17 protein-coding genes are annotated in these 16,065 nt (G+C 62.1%); 5 read left to right on the forward strand and 12 right to left on the reverse strand.

Going from position 1 to position 16,065, the window contains the following annotated elements; genetic code table 11:
* Nucleotides 1–291 precede the first annotated feature (291 nt).
* Nucleotides 292–810: an outer membrane protein OmpX gene (ompX, locus tag ACK3CV_RS07920; RefSeq protein WP_033637662.1), complete on the forward strand. Its 519-nt coding sequence runs from the start codon at nucleotides 292–294 to the stop codon at nucleotides 808–810.
* Between the two features lie 87 nt (nucleotides 811–897).
* Here ompX and ACK3CV_RS07925 read toward each other — a convergent pair whose 3' ends face one another.
* Nucleotides 898–1,881 (reverse strand): nitrilase family protein, encoded by a 984-nt coding sequence (locus ACK3CV_RS07925; RefSeq protein ID WP_164140711.1) that lies wholly within the window; start codon nucleotides 1,879–1,881, stop codon nucleotides 898–900.
* A 91-nt stretch (nucleotides 1,882–1,972) separates the two neighbouring features.
* On the opposite strand from ACK3CV_RS07925, the gene ACK3CV_RS07930 reads away from it, so the two are divergent.
* The gene (locus ACK3CV_RS07930) at nucleotides 1,973–2,845 is read left to right on the forward strand and encodes a LysR family transcriptional regulator (protein ID WP_060428004.1); all 873 of its coding nucleotides are present in this window, start codon (nucleotides 1,973–1,975) and stop codon (nucleotides 2,843–2,845) included.
* A 3-nt stretch (nucleotides 2,846–2,848) separates the two neighbouring features.
* Here ACK3CV_RS07930 and ACK3CV_RS07935 read toward each other — a convergent pair whose 3' ends face one another.
* From ACK3CV_RS07935 to ltnD, 6 genes are all read right to left on the reverse strand, one after another.
* Nucleotides 2,849–3,379: a GNAT family N-acetyltransferase gene (locus ACK3CV_RS07935; protein ID WP_164140713.1), complete on the reverse strand. Its 531-nt coding sequence runs from the start codon at nucleotides 3,377–3,379 to the stop codon at nucleotides 2,849–2,851.
* Nucleotides 3,380–3,442: 63 nt separating this feature from the next.
* Nucleotides 3,443–4,813 carry a GntP family transporter gene (locus ACK3CV_RS07940; protein ID WP_033646865.1) on the reverse strand — a complete coding sequence of 457 codons (1,371 nt, stop codon included), beginning with the start codon at nucleotides 4,811–4,813 and terminating at the stop codon, nucleotides 3,443–3,445.
* A 105-nt stretch (nucleotides 4,814–4,918) separates the two neighbouring features.
* Nucleotides 4,919–5,695 carry an HPr family phosphocarrier protein gene (locus tag ACK3CV_RS07945; protein WP_047568602.1) on the reverse strand — a complete coding sequence of 259 codons (777 nt, stop codon included), beginning with the start codon at nucleotides 5,693–5,695 and terminating at the stop codon, nucleotides 4,919–4,921.
* A gap of 3 nt (nucleotides 5,696–5,698) precedes the next feature.
* The gene (gene otnC, locus ACK3CV_RS07950) at nucleotides 5,699–6,331 is read right to left on the reverse strand and encodes a 3-oxo-tetronate 4-phosphate decarboxylase (protein WP_033637668.1); all 633 of its coding nucleotides are present in this window, start codon (nucleotides 6,329–6,331) and stop codon (nucleotides 5,699–5,701) included.
* Complete coding sequence (gene otnK, locus ACK3CV_RS07955) at nucleotides 6,328–7,587, reverse strand: 3-oxo-tetronate kinase (protein WP_086579379.1); 1,260 nt, start codon at nucleotides 7,585–7,587, stop codon at nucleotides 6,328–6,330. The genes otnC and otnK overlap by 4 nt, the downstream gene beginning before the upstream one ends.
* A complete protein-coding gene (gene ltnD, locus ACK3CV_RS07960; protein ID WP_033646860.1) occupies nucleotides 7,587–8,501 on the reverse strand; it encodes an L-threonate dehydrogenase in 915 nt (304 codons plus the stop codon). The genes otnK and ltnD overlap by 1 nt, the downstream gene beginning before the upstream one ends.
* Nucleotides 8,502–8,783: 282 nt before the next feature.
* Here ltnD and ygbI point away from each other — a divergent pair, with 282 nt between their 5' ends.
* Nucleotides 8,784–9,554 (forward strand): DNA-binding transcriptional repressor YgbI, encoded by a 771-nt coding sequence (ygbI, locus tag ACK3CV_RS07965; protein WP_033637671.1) that lies wholly within the window; start codon nucleotides 8,784–8,786, stop codon nucleotides 9,552–9,554.
* Nucleotides 9,555–9,703: 149 nt separating this feature from the next.
* Here the strand turns inward: ygbI and ACK3CV_RS07970 are convergent, their stop codons facing one another.
* The 4 genes from ACK3CV_RS07970 to ACK3CV_RS07985 all read right to left on the reverse strand — a co-directional run bounded on the left by ACK3CV_RS07970 (nucleotide 9,704) and on the right by ACK3CV_RS07985 (nucleotide 12,358).
* The gene (locus ACK3CV_RS07970) at nucleotides 9,704–10,231 is read right to left on the reverse strand and encodes a hypothetical protein (RefSeq protein ID WP_050595983.1); all 528 of its coding nucleotides are present in this window, start codon (nucleotides 10,229–10,231) and stop codon (nucleotides 9,704–9,706) included.
* Between the two features lie 122 nt (nucleotides 10,232–10,353).
* Nucleotides 10,354–11,121 (reverse strand): molybdopterin-dependent oxidoreductase, encoded by a 768-nt coding sequence (locus ACK3CV_RS07975; protein ID WP_033637672.1) that lies wholly within the window; start codon nucleotides 11,119–11,121, stop codon nucleotides 10,354–10,356.
* Nucleotides 11,114–11,719, reverse strand: a complete 606-nt coding sequence (locus ACK3CV_RS07980) for a cytochrome b/b6 domain-containing protein (protein ID WP_033637673.1) — start codon at nucleotides 11,717–11,719, stop codon at nucleotides 11,114–11,116. The genes ACK3CV_RS07975 and ACK3CV_RS07980 overlap by 8 nt, the downstream gene beginning before the upstream one ends.
* Before the next feature lie 12 nt (nucleotides 11,720–11,731).
* Nucleotides 11,732–12,358, reverse strand: a complete 627-nt coding sequence (locus ACK3CV_RS07985; protein WP_033653393.1) for a hypothetical protein — start codon at nucleotides 12,356–12,358, stop codon at nucleotides 11,732–11,734.
* Between the two features lie 140 nt (nucleotides 12,359–12,498).
* Here ACK3CV_RS07985 and ACK3CV_RS07990 point away from each other — a divergent pair, with 140 nt between their 5' ends.
* Complete coding sequence (locus tag ACK3CV_RS07990) at nucleotides 12,499–13,170, forward strand: heavy metal response regulator transcription factor (protein WP_033637675.1); 672 nt, start codon at nucleotides 12,499–12,501, stop codon at nucleotides 13,168–13,170.
* Nucleotides 13,167–14,585 carry a heavy metal sensor histidine kinase gene (locus tag ACK3CV_RS07995; protein ID WP_164140714.1) on the forward strand — a complete coding sequence of 473 codons (1,419 nt, stop codon included), beginning with the start codon at nucleotides 13,167–13,169 and terminating at the stop codon, nucleotides 14,583–14,585. Before ACK3CV_RS07990 ends, ACK3CV_RS07995 begins: the two co-directional genes overlap by 4 nt.
* Before the next feature lie 13 nt (nucleotides 14,586–14,598).
* On the opposite strand, the gene ACK3CV_RS08000 is transcribed toward ACK3CV_RS07995, so the two are convergent.
* Nucleotides 14,599–16,065 (reverse strand): sensor histidine kinase, encoded by a 1,467-nt coding sequence (locus ACK3CV_RS08000; RefSeq protein WP_164140716.1) that lies wholly within the window; start codon nucleotides 16,063–16,065, stop codon nucleotides 14,599–14,601.

Genomic DNA, 16,065 nt, shown 5'->3' on the forward strand with positions numbered 1-16,065 from the left:
CGCGGTGAAATCCGCCGATCCTCGGATGAGATGTGGCGAATTTGGTCAAAAAGTGCGCTTTTTCTTAAGAATTATCTGGATATTAAATTGGTGATTTTTGTCACAGAAAGCCGTAGAATACGGCCGAAAATAGAGCGAAAAGAAGCAGATACACTGTTCTTGAAATCTTCTGTTACACGATATAAAGCTTTAGACACTCATTTCAAGGCAGAGTTTCACGCTAATTTTTGTTATATTTTCAAAGCATGAACAAATGGATGTACTTAATAATAAAACGCGTTTGAGGTGGTTATGAAAAAAATTGCATGTCTTTCCGCAGTAGCAGCTTGCGTATTAGCAGTTAGCGCAGGTACCGCATTCGCTGGTCAGAGCACCGTATCCGCTGGCTATGCGCAGGGTGATCTCCAAGGCGTTGCTAACAAGGCCGACGGTTTCAACCTGAAATACCGTTACGAGTTCGACAACAACCCACTGGGTGTGATCGGCTCCTTCACCCACCTGGAAAAAAATCGTTCTGAAAACGGTTTCTACAAGAAATCTCAGTACGATTCCATCACCGCAGGTCCAGCTTACCGCTTCAACGACTGGGCGAGCATCTACGGTGTGATCGGTGTTGGCTACGGCAAAAACATCGACAACGCCCAGGCTGGTGGTAACAAAGGTGGCAACAGCGACTACGGCTTCACCTACGGTGCCGGTCTGCAGTTCAACCCAATCGAAAACGTTGCCCTGGACGTTGGCTACGAGCAGAGCCGCATCCGCAGCGTGGACGTTGGCAGCTGGAACGTTGGCGTAGGCTACCGCTTCTAAGATTTCTTCATGCCTGCGGGCGTGAATGCGCGGCACAGGTTGCCGCGCGGATAAAAAATCCGCCTTCGGGCGGATTTTTTTTATCTGTCAGTGGCCGCCGCGCCCCGTCGGCTGCGTCGAAAAGCGTGCGCTGCGGGCATCGCGCTCATAGCCTTGCGGTTCGGTCAGTAAACCGTACAGCTCGGGGCGGCGTCCGTAAATCCAGCGGCGGCCGGTGCTGAGCGGGATCAGCGTCAGATCGAGATCGGCGCTGACCATCCGGTTTTCCGCCGCCCAGGTCTCCGCCACGATGCGGCCGTAGGGATCGAGGATCATCGCATTGCCGGTGCGTACCTCATCGTCATCGCGGCCCACGCCGTTGCTGAACAGCAAAAACAGCCCGTTGTCGTGAGCGCGCGAGGGCAGCCAGCGCATCAGCCAGCCGCGGCCGTGTTCGCCGCGAAAGGCGGCTTCTATCGCCTGCGGATCTTCCGCCCGCCGCTGCCACAGCGCCTGTGGGATCGGCTTCATGCCGTGCGGGCTGCGCGAATGGGTGCCGCCGGTCTGGTGCGGGGCCATCAACACCTCCGCGCCCAGCAGCGCCGTTGCGCGCACATTCTCCACCAGATTATTGTCCCAGCAGATCAATACGCCCACGCGCACGCCCCAGGGGGTGTCGAATACGGTATAGCGATCGCCGCTGGCGATAGCCGGGTGTTCGAAGGCGTGCAGTTTACGGTGCACATGCAGCGCGCCGTCCGGCAGGCATACGGCGTAGGCGTTGTAGCAACGGCCGTCGTCGCCCAGCTCGATCAGCCCGACGCCGATCGCCATGTTGTAACGCTCCGCCAGCGGGCGAATGCGCGCCAGCGAAGGGCTGGCGGCGATCGGTTCCGCCAGCGCCCGCACTTCGGCGTCGGACAGATGGCGCACGTGCCAATAGCCGGTGATGCACATTTCCGGGAAGGCCAGCAGCTGTACCTGCTGCTCGGCCGCCTGAGCGATAAAGCGCTCAATGATCGACAGGTTGTAATTCTTATCGTTGGCGCGATGCTGGAACTGCACCGTGGCGGCGCGCAATGAGATGGTCATGGTGTCTCTCCGGTTAGGGTCTGCGTTGATTACAGCAGGTGGATTGATTACTGTATAATCAATTAAATTCCCTATTTGATAACCTGATGGAATGGATATAAAACAACTGCGCGCCCTGGTGGCGCTGGCCGAGCAGGGCAACTATCGACAGGCGGCGAGCCGGCTGTGCATCAGCCAGCCAGCGCTGAGCAAGCAGATTCAGGCGCTGGAAACCCAGCTCGGCGTTCGATTGTTCGAGCGTGGCCGACAGGGCGCGGTGCTCACCGCCGGCGGGCAGCGGCTCTACCCGGAGGCGCAGGCGCTGGTGGAACAGTACCAGCAGTTTCAGCGGCGCGCCCGGCGGGTGGCGCTCGGGGAAGCGGGGCGGCTTGCGCTGGGATTTGGCCTCTCCAGCTTTCATCTGGCGCCGCAGCTGGTGGCGGCTTTTCGCCAACGGTTTCCCGAGGTGGCGATCGGCCTGGAGGACATCCCGTCGGAGCGGCAGTATCAGTTGCTGTTACAGGGGGAGTTGCAGGCGGGGTTCGTGCGTTTGCCGGTCAATACGCCGCTGTGCGGCGTGGCAATGCTGAGTGACCGGTTGGTGCTGGCCGCGCCGGGCGCGCTGGCGCTGCGCGCCGACGATCTGATGGCGCGTTTCAATCAGCTGCCGCTGTTGCAGTTGACTCCGAAGCGCGGGCGCGGGCTGAGCGATCAGTCGCTGCGGTTTATCGCCGCTCACCGCTTGACGCCGAACGTGGTGCAGCAGGCCGGCGATATTCAGACGCTGTTGGCGCTGGTCGCCGCCGGCGTCGGTGTTGCGCTGCTGCCGCACAGCATCACGCATATCGCGCCGGCCGGCATCGATATTTTACCGCTGAGCGGCGAGGAAACGGAGTGGCAGGTCGGTATCGCCTGGGACCCGCAGCGCGCCGACGCGCTGCGGGACAACTTTGTTCAGACGGCGTTGGCGATGCAACGCGGTTAGGTTTTAGAGCGGGCAATGCATCACGACGATCGGGCTTTGGTGATACTCGCTGCGGCGGCTTTCGCTAAAGCCGACTTTTTTCGCCAGCGCCAGCGAAGCCTGGTTTTCCGGCGAGATGATGCAGACGGTTTTCTCCCCCGGCAGGTGCGTTTTACCCCAGGCCAGCGCCGCCCGCAGTGCCTCGGTGGCGTAGCCTTTGCCGTGCGCCGAACTCACCAGCGTCCAGCCCATTTCCGGCGCGTCGAGCGCCGGGCTGATATCGCGCAGGCCGTCGAAGAAGCCGATGCTGCCGAGGTACTCGCCGCTCTGTTTGTCACGCACCGCCCAATTTCCATACCCCAACAGCGCCCAGTGGCCGGCGTAGCGCATCAGGCGCCCCCAGGAGTCTTCCCGGTCGCGCGGCGTGCCGCCGATATAGCGTACCACCAGCGGATCGGCCCACAATGCGGCCAGCGACTCGAAGTCGTCCAGCCTGTGCGCGTCCAGCCGCAGGCGTTCGGTGACAAGCGTTGGCGCGGTGTTGATTACGGTCATGTTGCTGCTCCTGCACAGGGTGAAAGGCGATGAAAAACAACGGCGTTCAGTATGCCAGAGAAATCACACCGCCAGCCACAACAGCCAGGTGAACAGAAAGCCGCTCAGGCCGAGCAGGGTGGTCAGCACCGTCCAGGTTTTCAGGCCGTCGGCCACCGACAGCCCCAGATAGCGCGTGACGATCCAAAAACCGGAGTCGTTGACGTGGGAAAGCCCCAGCCCGCCGAAACAGGTCGCCAGCGTCACCAGCACCAGCTGCAGCTGATTCAAGCCGCTGACCGCCTCCGACAACAGGCCGCCGGTGGTCAGGATCGCCACGGTGGCGGATCCCTGCGAAGCGCGCAGCGCCAGCGAAATGATAAAGGCGGCGGGCACCAGCGGCAGGCCGATGGCCGTCAGCACCTCCGCCAGCGCCTTGCCGACGCCGGATTCCACCAGCACCTTGCCGAACACGCCGCCCGCGCCGGTCACCAGGATCACCACCGCGGCGGTCGGCAGCGCAGCGCCCATCACATCGCTGGCGTGTTGCAGGCTCCAGCCGCGGCGCAGCGCCAGGAAGTAGAAGGCCAGCAGCAGGGCGATCATCAGCGCCACCGCCGGCGAGCCCAGCAGCGACAGCGTATCGCGCAGCGCCGAGCCGGCAGGCAACAGCGTGGCGGAGACGGTACCGAGCATGATGATGGCGATCGGGATGACGATCAGCGCCGCCACCAGGCCGGCGCCGGGCGGGTTGATGCGATCGCTGAGCGGCGCTTGCCCTTCCGGACGCGGTTCCGGCGCCGCCAGCTGCAGCTGTTCCAGCACCTCTATCGATAACGGATAGGTTTTTCGGTTGAGGTAGTTGGCGGCGAAATAGCCGATCGCGCCGACCGGAATACAGATCGCGAGGCCGATGATAGTCAGCCAACCGATGTCGGCGTTGAGCAAACCGGCGGCGGCCACCGGGCCGGGGTGCGGCGGCAGCGCGACGTGAACCGTCAACATCACGCCGGCCATCGGCAGGCCGAACTTCAGCGGCGACACTTTGGCGACCTTGGCGAAGCCGTAGATAATCGGCGCCAGAATGATAAAGCCGACGTCGAAGAACACCGGAATGCCGAGGATAAACGCGGCGAGGGTCAGCGCGGCGACGGTGCGTTTCGGCCCCAGCCCCTGGCTGAAGCGCTGCGCCAGCGACTCGGCGCCGCCCGAGTGTTCGATCATGCGGCCAAGCATCGCCCCCAGGCCTATGATGATGGTCACCGAGCCGAGCACGCCGCCCATCCCGGCGGTCATCACTTTCATCACTTCACCGGTCGGAATGCCGCTGGCCAACGCCACCAGCAGACTGACCACCAACAGCGCGACAAAGGGTTGCACCTTCGCCTTGATGACCATCAATAACAGCAGCACCACGCCGAGAACGGCAATCAGCAACAGCAGAGAGGTAGACATGAAAAAAGCCTTTCGTTGGGTAAGCGTTGGGCACCGCGATCGCCGCGTGGCGATACGGGTGCGTTTCATTGTTATAAAATCGATTTCCTGGTGTCGGCGACGGCGTTAGCGGTAAGGTTTCAGCCAGCCGAGCCCGGCGGCGGTGTCGCCGCGCGGCCGGTATTCGCAACCTACCCAGCCTTGATAACCGAGCGCGTCCAGCCTGTCGAACAGCCACGGGTAATTCAGTTCGCCGTCATCCGGCTCATGGCGATCCGGCACCGAGGCTATCTGGATATGCGCGTAGCGCCCGGCCAGCGTTTCCAGCAACCCGCTGATATTGCCATCTACTAACTGCGCGTGGAAAAAGTCGAACTGAATGAACACGTTCGGTCTCTCGATAGCCGCCACCGCCTCCGCCGCCTGATATTGACTGGCGAACAGGTAGTCGGGCTTGACCGGTGGGCTGAGCGCTTCGATCAGCACCTTGACGCCGTGCGGGGCGAAGGCGTCGGCGGCATAGCGCGCATTGGCGATAAAGGTGTCGAGATAACGCTGCCGGTCCGCGCCCGCGGGCACCACGCCGGCCATCAGGTGCACACAGGGGCAGGCGAGGGCGATGGCGTAGGCCAGCGCGCGATCGATATCGGCGCGCGCATCCTGCTCGCGGCCCGGCAGCGCCGCCAGCCCCCATTCGCCGGCGGCGACATCGCCGGGCGCGGTGTTGAACAGCACCTGTTGCAGGCCGTGTTCGCGCAGTTTTTCCGCCAACAGCTCGGCGGGATGCTCGTAAGGGAACAGGAACTCCACCGCGTTGAAGCCTTGTTCGGCAGCGGCGGCGAAGCGCTCGAGGAACGGCACTTCGTTAAACATCATCGATAAATTGGCGGCAAATTTAGGCATGGGTCAGCTCCGTAATTCGGCAATTTCATCATCGGTCAAATAGCGGATCGGACGATCGCCGAGGGTGAAGATCAGCCGCGCCGCATCTTCCATCTCTTCGGTATTGTCCGCCGCCGCTCGCAGGTCTTTACCCGTCACCACCGGCCCGTGGTTGGCCAGCAAAAAGGCGCGGTGGGTGGGCGCCAGGCGGGCCAGATCCTGCGCCAGCCTTTCGTCGCCGGGGCGATAGTAGGGCACCACCGGCACCTTGCCGACGCGCATCACCACATAGGGGGTGAACGGTTTGATGGCGTTGTCGACGTCCAGCCCCTGCAGGCAAGAGAGCGCCGTGAGGTAGGTGCAATGCAGGTGCACCACCGCTTTGCATTCCGGGTTGTTCAGATACAGCGCGCGGTGAAAGCTGATCTCTTTCGACGGCTTGTCGCCGGACAGCCAGTCGCCGTTCAGGCTCACTTTAGACAGACGATCGGCCTGCAGCTCGCCGAGACAGGAGCCAGTCGGCGTCGCCAGCAGCGCGCCGTCCGGCAGCAACAGCGAGAGGTTGCCGGCTGAGCCGGTGGCGTAACCGCGTTGGAAAAACGAGGCGCCCAGGCGCACCATCTCTTCTCGTGCCTGCTGTTCGATGGTCGTGGTCATACTGGAAACTCCGTTTGCGCGCGCGCGAAGAAGGCTTCATCGCCAAAATTGCCTGATTTCAATGCCAGGGAAATGGCCCGATCGCTGGCGCGCACCCAGGGAACGCCGGGGGAAATGCTGGGGCCGATATGGAAGCCGCGAATGCCCAGCGCCTGCGTGACCACGCCGGAGGTTTCGCCGCCGGCGACGATAAAGCGGCTGAATCCCAACTGGCGCAGTTGCACCACCAGCTCGGCGAACAACGCCTCTACCGCCTCGCTGGCGGCGCTACCGTAGTGCCGTTGCGTTTGCTGCAGCGCTTCCGGCGCAGCGGTGGCGTAGATCAGCGGGGCAAGCGCCTCCCCGGCGTGACGCTGCGCCCAATGCGCCAGCTCGGCGGCGTAGGCGGCGCGCGCCTGCGGGTCGAGACAGCGGCCGATATCGATGGCCTGCGCCGCCGCGCGTTCGCGGTAGTGCGCCACCTGCCGGTTAGTCATGACGGAGCAAGAACCGGACAGCACCGCCGCTTTCTCGCCCTGCGGCGCGCCGGCCGCCTCTGCCGAACGCTCGCCGTTCTGCGCCCACTGCCGCGCCAGGCCGATCGCCAGGCCCGAACCGCCGGTCACCAGCTTCATCGTTTTCAACGCTTCGCCCTGGCTGAGCAGATGCCGTTCGTTGAGCGTATCCAGCACCGCGTAGCGTACGCCTTCCTGCGCCAATTGCCGCAGTTTCTCGCTGACCGCCCCGGCGCCGCGATCCATTTCTGCCGCCGTCACCAGCCCGCAGCGCCCGGTGGCTTGGGATTCCATCAGGCGCAGCAGGTTGCTGTCGGTCATCGGCGTGACCGGGTGATGACGCATGCCGGATTCGGACAGCAGCTGTTCCCCGACGAACAGGTGGCCCTGATAGACCGTGCGGCCGTTTATCGGCAACGCCGGAGATACCACAGTGAAACTTTCCCCCAGCGCGGCGAGCAGAGCGTCGGTCACCGGGCCGATATTGCCCTGCGCGGTGCTGTCGAAAGTGGAGCAGTATTTGAAGTAGAACTGGCGGCAGCCCTGTTTTTGCAACCAGGCCAGCGCCTGCAACGACAGTTCGACCGCCTGCTCTGCCGGGCAGGAGCGCGATTTCAGGCTGATGACCGCCGCCTGCGCGCTGACCGGCGTTTCGTCTTGCGGCACGCCGTTCAACTGCACCGTCGGCAGGCCGTTTTGCACCAGAAAACTGGCGATATCGGTCGCGCCGGTAAAATCATCCGCGATTACGCCGAGCAGCATCAGATTGCCTCCTTTTTCTGCGGCAAATCGATGCCGGCAAAGATTTTGATTACCGCACTGTCGTCTTCTTTACCGTAACCGGCGTTGCTGGCGGCGGTAAACATGGTGAAGGCGGTGGAGGCCAGCGGCAGCGGGAAGTGCAGCGCCTTGGCGGTATCGGCCACCAGCCCCAGATCCTTGACGAAGATATCCACCGCCGATTTGGGCGCATAGTCGCCGTCGACCACGTGGCGCATGCGATTTTCGAACATCCAGGAGTTGCCGGCGGCGTGGGTGACCACGTCGTACATCACGTCCAGCGGGATGCCGGCGCGGGCGGCCAGCGCCATGGCTTCCGCGCCGGCGGCGATGTGCACCCCGGCCAACAGCTGGTGGATGATTTTAACCGTCGCGCCCAGGCCGATCGCCTCGCCGATGCGGTAAACCTTGCCGGCGATGGCGTCCAGCACGGGTTGCAGGCGCTCGAAGGTGGCGTCGGCGCCGGCAGCCATCACCGTCATCTGGCCTTCCTCCGCCTTGGCCGCTCCGCCGGAAACCGGCGCATCCAGCATCGGCAGCCCGTAGTCCAGCAGCCGTTGCTCGATCTGTTTGGCGTCATCGGCGGAAATGGTCGAAGAGACCATCACCGCGGTGCCCGGCTTGAGCTTTGGCGCCAGGCCTTGTTCGCCGAACAGGATCTGCTTCACCTGGGCGGCGTTCACCACCAGCAGCAGCACGGCGTCCAGTTCGGCGGCGAAATCGCGCGCGCTGGTAGACGCGTGTTTTGCGCCAGCCTGTTGCAGCGCCGCCAGCGCCTGCGGATTCAGGTCCGCCCCGTAGGTGGTCAATCCGGCGCGGAGGCACGAGCGCGCCGCGCCCATGCCCATCGCGCCCAGCCCAATGACGCAGACGGCATAATTCCCTGGGTGTGTCATACTGCACTCCTGTTAATTTTAGTGATAATTTGTTTTGTTGTGTTAATGTAAGCGCTTGACGGCCGTTTATCCGCGATCGATATCACAATAATTAACAATGTGTGAGACGAATTCTTCGTACGGTTTCTGGCCTGTATCAACATTATTGTTATGTTTTTAAATAAGTTTATGTTTTTCTGGCGTCACTGCGCGCGCCGTCACGCCGCGAAAAATTAGGGCTATCGGCGAACGAAAATTGACGTAAAATCACAATTATTATCACCGCAGCAACGAGAGGGAACCGTGATACCTGTAGAACGCCATCAACAAATTCTTGCGCTGGTATCCGAACGCGGCGTCGTCAGCATTGCCGAGCTGACCGAACGGCTGGGGGTGTCGCATATGACGATCCGCCGCGATTTGCAAAAGCTGGAGGAACAGGGCGCGGTGCAGTCGGTCTCGGGCGGCGTGCAGGCGCCCGAGCGGGTGGCGAGCGAACCTTCGCACCAGGCCAAAGAGGGGATGTTCAGCCGGCAGAAAATCGCCATCGGCCGGCTGGCGGCGCGGCAAATTCCCGCCAATAGCTGTATTTATCTGGATGCCGGCACCACCACGCTGGCGCTGGCGAAGCAGATCGGTGAACGTGACGATTTGACGGTGGTGACCAACGACTTTGTCATCGCCGGCTTCCTGATCGAACACAGCCAGTGCAGAATCATCCACACCGGCGGCACCGTGTGCCGGGAAAACCGCTCCTGCGTCGGCGAAGCGGCGGCGCAGGCGCTGCGCGGTCTGTTTATCGATCTGGCGTTTATCTCCGCCTCTTCGTGGAGCATGCGCGGCCTGTCGACGCCGAACGAAGACAAGGTGATGGTAAAGAAGGCCATCGTCGAGGCCAGCCGCCGCTGCATTCTGCTCAGCGACACCTCAAAATACGGCAAGATCGCGACCTACCTGGCGCTGCCGATCGCCGCCTTTGACGCCGTCATTACCGACGAGGGGCTGCCCGCCGCCGCGCGGGAGGCAATCGAGCAAGCGGGGCTTGCGTTGCTGACGGCAGGGGAAGAAGAGTAAGAACGAACCGGAGTCAGGATGAAAGTTCGGTATCGATGCCACGTGCGGGCGGTTCACTTGCTTCAACGCCGCCGCGTTCACGCCATTCGCGGCGCCTTTGTTCCCACCACTCTTCGTGGAAGGCTTGCATCTCTTTCAGGCGTTGTTCCTTAACGTGCTGCTGGTAAGTATGGGGTGTTATGGGGGTTACGCGGGATTTCGATGACATAGAGGCCGTCCTTTATAAACTCTATTTTGTATGAATAATGCCCTTTTTCAGCGTGTTTTTTCAACAGGAAATCATAAATTTTAGCTAATGCTGGCCTTAACGGTGCACTGAAGATGATCCTGGCATGATACTGATAAGCAAACTTGAGAAGGGTTTCCCCGATGCCAACGACGAATAAACGTTCGCGTTGGAGAAGGGTGTAATGCATTGCGGTATAGGTATCGAAAGCTGAGCGCTGGTGCCTGCTTGCGTCGCTCAGCGCCTTAACATCATAAAATTCCAGAGAGAAAGCATTATCGAGGAGAGTAGTGTCCACATACACTGGGGCAAACCAATGGTGCATGTTTTGCCCAATTTTCTTGAAATCCAAATGATAGATGGCCGTTTTACCATCACTTTTTCTTACAGTAATCTGATACCTGTATGTGTCTGCTATCCCTGTGTGTGACTCCCTCACATCAATCTCCATGATGAAATCCTTTTTACTATTATTTTTCCTATAGTTATCCCCTTTGTGACGAACCGATTATTAACTGCGGCGGAGAAGATCCTCCAGCCGCCGATGGAGCTTATGCGCAGCGCCGCGCAAAACTAAATGCCGCTGAACCAGTTGTAGCCCTGATCTTCCCAATAGCCGCCCGGATTGACGTCGCTGACGAAGATGGCGGCGATATGTTTGGCGTTTTTGAACCCCAGCTTGGTGGGCACCCGCAGCCGCAGCGGGTAGCCATAGTCCGCCGGCAGCGCCTTGCCGCCGAAATCCAGCGCCAGAATGGTCTGCGGGTGCAGCGCGGTGGCCATGTCGAGGCTGGAGTAGTAGCGATCGGCGCATTTGAAGCCGACGTAACCGGCATTCAGGTCCGCCCCGACATGCTGCAGAAAGGTGCGCAGCGGCACGCCGCCCCATTGGCCGATGGCGCTCCAGCCCTCAATGCAGATCAGACGCGTGATCTGGCTTTGCTGCGGCAGCCGCTGCAGCTGTTCCAGCGTCCAGGGCGCTTTTTTCTCCACTTTCCCCGCGACCTCTAGCCGGTAGCCGGCCAGATCGATCTCGGGGACGTTGTATTCCGGGTAAAACGCGTTGAAGGGGAAAGGCTGGGTAATCTGATCGGGCCGGTAAGTTTGCGCCAGCCGCTGGCCGCTGAACAGCCAGGCCTGCACCCGGTCGTTCCAGCGCGACATGGCCCACAGCACCTTATCCACCCGATCGCCGTCTTGCAGGTTGCAACCGGTGAGCATGGCGATGCCGCCCAGCGTCAGGCCGGAGCGCAGCATCAGGCGGCGCTGCAGATTGACCAGCTGCTTTTTTTGGTCCGGTTCCAGTTTTGGCGCGGTTGCCCGCGGCTTTTTCTCATTCATGTTTGCCACCCGTTATCATCGCCCACAGCGTTTTGGGCACGACGATCACCATAAAGACGTGGATCGCCACGAACAGGCCAATGCCGACCATGGCGAAGAAATGCACGTAGCGCGCGAAATCGAAGCCGCCAAACAGGGCGACCAATCCCTGCAGCTGAACCGGCTTCCAAATCGCCAGGCCGGACAGCACCAGCAATAGGCCCAGCGCCAGCACGCCGAGGTACATCAGCTTTTGAATGGCGTTGTAGTGGCCATGCCGGTGGCGCAGGCGCAGCGTCAACGCCAGCCAGATATCCTGCCGCAGCGCGCCGACGCGAAGCGGCAACAGATCGCGGCGAAAATGGCCGCTGAACAGGCTCCACAGCAGATAGCAGGCGGCGTTGAGCGCCAATAGCCACATCACCGCCAAATGCCAACCAATCGCGCCGCCCAGCCAACCGCCCAGCGTCATCTGCGGCGGAAAGCGGAAATCGAACAGCGGCGAGGCGTTATAGATCTCCCAGCCGCTCATAAACATACACACCATGGCGAACAGGTTGATCCAATGAGTGATTCGAACCGGCCAGCGATGCACCGGCCGCGACGCGTTGGTTTTCATGGCTTTCTCCGGTTACATCGGCGGTACGGTGCCGTCTTTGCCGGCGGATATGCGGGTGGCGACGCGCTCGCCCTTATCGTTGACGGCGGAGAACAGCACGATGTGCACGCCCGGCTTCAGCAGGCTCAGATCGCCCGGATCCAGCGTCACGATTGGCACGTCTTCCGGCACGACGACGGTTTTCTGCTGGTTGCCGTAGGTGACGGTCAGGGTGCGGCCGTTGGATTTCACCAGTTTGCCGACGGTGCCGTTGGTCATGGTGTCCACTTTGCCGTCGGCGGATTCCCAGGCCGAGTGCCCTTCGCCGGTGCCGCGCAGGCTGGCGGCGAACACGTGCACCTCCAGCGCTTTGAGCGTGCCGTCCGGCTGCGGCACGGCGGCGGTGCCGATAAAGCTGTCCGGTTTGATGTCGTCCAGCGTGGCCTTGGACACGCTGAGCACTTTGGTCTGATCGTTCAGCTTGACGCTGAGCGTCTCACCCTTGCGATCGGTCAGCTGCAGATTGCCGTCGGCCACCTGGCTGATGGTGCCGCGCAGCGGCGCGATAACCTTGCCCGGCGTTTGAGCGGCGGCGGCCAGGCCGCTGGACAGCAGCAAGGTGGACAACAGTAAACCGGCTATACGATGACGGGTAATCATAACGTTCTCCTGAAATGAGTTTGCCGGGTAAGCATGGTTGAGCCATTGGGTCAGCGCCATGGCCGTTTGATGACATTAATGTCATCAAGTTTGTCCGCCGAAGCTGCTAGTATTTTTGCAGACGTAACGAGGTGGCGAGCATGCGAATACTGGTAGTTGAAGACGATATCGGCACAGGGGATTACCTGAAGAAAGGGCTGAGCGAGGCGGGGTACGGCGTCGATTTGGCGCGCACCGGCACCGACGGGTTGTTTCGCGCGTTGGAGCAGGATTACGATGCGATCGTGCTCGACGTGATGCTGCCGGGGCTGGACGGTTGGCAGATCATCGAGGTGCTGCGCAAGAAAAGCGACGTGCCGATTCTGTTTCTCACCGCTCGCGACGGCGTGCAGGATCGCATCCACGGTCTGGAGCTGGGCGCGGACGATTATCTGATTAAACCGTTTTCGTTCACCGAACTGGTGCTGCGTTTACGCACCTTGCTGCGCCGTGGGCCGGCGCGCGAAGCCGATCATTATGCCATCGCCGATCTGCAGCTGGACGTGCTGCGCCGCCGGGCGGTGCGTCAGGAACAGGTGATCCCGTTGACCAACAAGGAGTTCATGCTGCTGCACCTGCTGGTGCGGCGCGAGGGAGAAGTGCTGTCGCGCACGCAGATCGCCTCTCAGGTGTGGGACATGAATTTCGACAGCGACACCAATGTGGTTGACGTGGCGATCAAACGCCTGCGCGCCAAAATAGACCGGCCGTTCGACGTCAAGCTGATCCACAGCGTGCGCGGCATCGGCTATGTCTGCGAGCCACGCTCGTGAACGGGCGCACTTCACGTCGGCCGGTATCGCTGACGCTGCGCACCGCCACGCTGTTCGCGCTGGTGGCCGCTTTGGTGGTGAGCGGGACGGGCGGGTATCTGTACAGCGCCATGCGCCAGGAAATGACGCTGCGCAGCGATCTGCAGGTGACCGGGCGCGTAGAGTATTTCCGCCATTTGCTGGGACAGCGCTTTCCTTTGGCGCGCCTGACCGCCAATAACGGCCTGTTTGAAAACATGCTGGGCAATGAACAGGACGTGCTGATTTTCCAAATTCCGGGGCAAAAACCGCTCATCAACGTGAACCCGGCCGGGGTGGCATTGCCGCCGATCGCGCCGACGCCGCCTGAACAGGCGCAGACGTTGGCCGCCGTGCGCGGCGGGGAAACGGCGCAGGGGGTGCCACTGCGCGCGGCTTCAGCGATGGTGCGCCTGGAAGACGGCAGCCTGTTGCAGATCTCCGCCGCGCACGTGATGGTCAACGAGCAGAAGATGCTGGCGCGTTACCTGTGGCGCATCGTCGCGGCGGTGGCGGTGGCTTTCCTGCTGATTGCGCTGCTGGGGTATGGGGTCATGCGCCGGGGATTGAAGCCGTTATGGCGCATGGCGGCGCAGGCGTCGCAGATTGCGCCCAATACGTTGTCGACGCGCCTCAGCGAGCAGGGGGCGCCGAAGGAGTTGCAGCAGCTGACCCGTTCGTTCAATGCGATGCTCGATCGATTGAATGAAGGCTATCAGCGCCTGACGCAGTTTTCCGCCGATCTGGCCCATGAGATCCGCACCCCGATAGGGGCGCTGATGGGCCAGTGCCAGGTGGCGCTTTACCAGCCCCGCAGCGTGGAGGAGTACGAAACCCTGCTGTCGAACAATATGGATGAGCTGGAGCGCATTTCCCGCATGGTGGAAAACATCCTGTTCCTGGCGCGCGCCGGGGAGGCGCAGTCTGCGCTGAACTACAGCCGTCTGGATGTGGCGCTGGAACTGCGGCGGGTGGCGGATTACTTCGAAGGGCTGGCGGAAGAACGCGGCATCGCGCTGAGCTGCGAAGGGGAAGGCGAGCTGAAGGCGGACGCGATGCTGTTCCAGCGGGCGCTGAGCAACCTGGTGGCCAACGCGGTGCGCTATGCCGATGAAAACAGCCTGATCGCGTTGCGGGCTGAACGGCGCGCCGATGCCTGGTGGGTGCAGGTTATCAATCAGGGGCCGCCGATCGCGCCGGCACAGCTGGAAAAGCTGTTCGATCGTTTCTACCGTGCCGATCCCGCGCGCAGCGCCGGCAATCACGCCAGTGGGCTGGGGCTGTCTATCGTGCGCGCCATCATGACGCTGCACGGCGGTGAGGTGCGCGCTGAATGTATCGAGCGCGCGCCTGCTGCTAGTATCATCTTCAGCCTGAGGTTTTCGCTCGCGCAATAACCGTTGCGCTGGATTAACGCGGCGGAATGGCGAAGCGGAAGCAGGCGCCGCTTTGCGCTTGTTCGATCAGCTGAATATCGCTGTCGTGCAGCTGCAGAATGCGTCGCACGATCATCAGGCCCAGTCCGCCGGAAGGGCGCCGGGCGCCGCTCAGGACAGACGGGCGCACGAACAGATCGGCGCGCAGCGTCTGCGGAATACCAGGGCCGCTGTCGCTGACCTGCACCATCACCCGATCGTCCTGCCGCCACAGCCGCACGCCGATGTCGCCGCCGGGCGGCGTATGGCGAATGGCGTTGTCCAACAGGTTGGTCAGCACCCGCTCAATCATGCTGAGATCGGCGAACACCGGCGGAATGCCGGAGGGAATGTCGGCATGCAGCCGCTGGTTGCGCGCCTCCGCCGCCAGCTCGAACTTTTGGAACACGTCCTGCAACAGCTCGCTGAGGGAGAAGGGCTCTTTCTGCGGTTTCACCACGCCATACTCCAGCCGCGCCAGCTCGAACAGCTCCTGCGCCAGCTTGCCCACCTTGCGGCTCTGCGCCAGCGCGATCTCCAGGTAGCGCTGCCGATCGGCTTCGCTCAGGGTGGCGGCTTTGACCGACAGTGTCTCCAGATAGCCGTGCAGCGAGGTGAGCGGGGTGCGCAGATCGTGCGAGACGTTGGCGATGAACTCGCGCCGCAGCCGATCCTGCTGCGCCAGCGTTTGCCACTGTTCGGCAAGGCGCTGCGCCATGCGGTGGAAGGCCTGCTGCAGCTGGCTGACTTCGTCGCGCCCGGCCCTGACCGCCGGCAGCGCCGCGTAGGCCTGCACCGCCTCGATGCCGCCGCTGTCCAGCGCGCTGACCTGCCGGGTCAGGCGACGGATAGGGCGCGTCACCCAATAAAACGCCAAACCGCCGGCCAGCAGGCTGAACAGCACCATCAGCCCGGAGGTCCACAGCGCCATCCTGACCGCCGAGTTGAACTGGGCGTTGCTGGCCAGCGCCGTGTACTCTTCGCCGAGCAGCACGACGTACAGATAGCCTTCGATCCGGCCGTCGACCTTCAGCGGCGCGACGCTGAACACCTTGCGCCCGTCCGCGCTGCGCGGATCGTCGCCATATACCGGCATCGGCGCGCCACCGAGCAGCGCCTGCAGCGGGGGCAGCGCGACCCGCTGCCGCTTCAGATGCCCGGCCGGCGCGGCATTGCCGATAATCGTGCCCTGTTTGTCGAGCAGGTAAACCTCAACGCTGGGATTCACCGCCATCAGCTGATCGAACAGGGTATGCACCGCCTGTGGATCCGGCCCGTTCACCCCCAGCAGCGGGTTGCTGTCGGCGATATGCTGCGCCAGGTTGCCGGACAGGCGCTGGATCACCGCCTGGCTGTACTGGGTGCTGCTGCGCACCTGCATCCAGCCGGCAAAGGCGCAGCCGATGACGATCAGCAGCGCGAAGATCAGCGTGAGGCGTTGCGCTAACGTAAGGTTTTTCAT

The organism is Serratia sp. TSO36 (assembly GCF_057808395.1).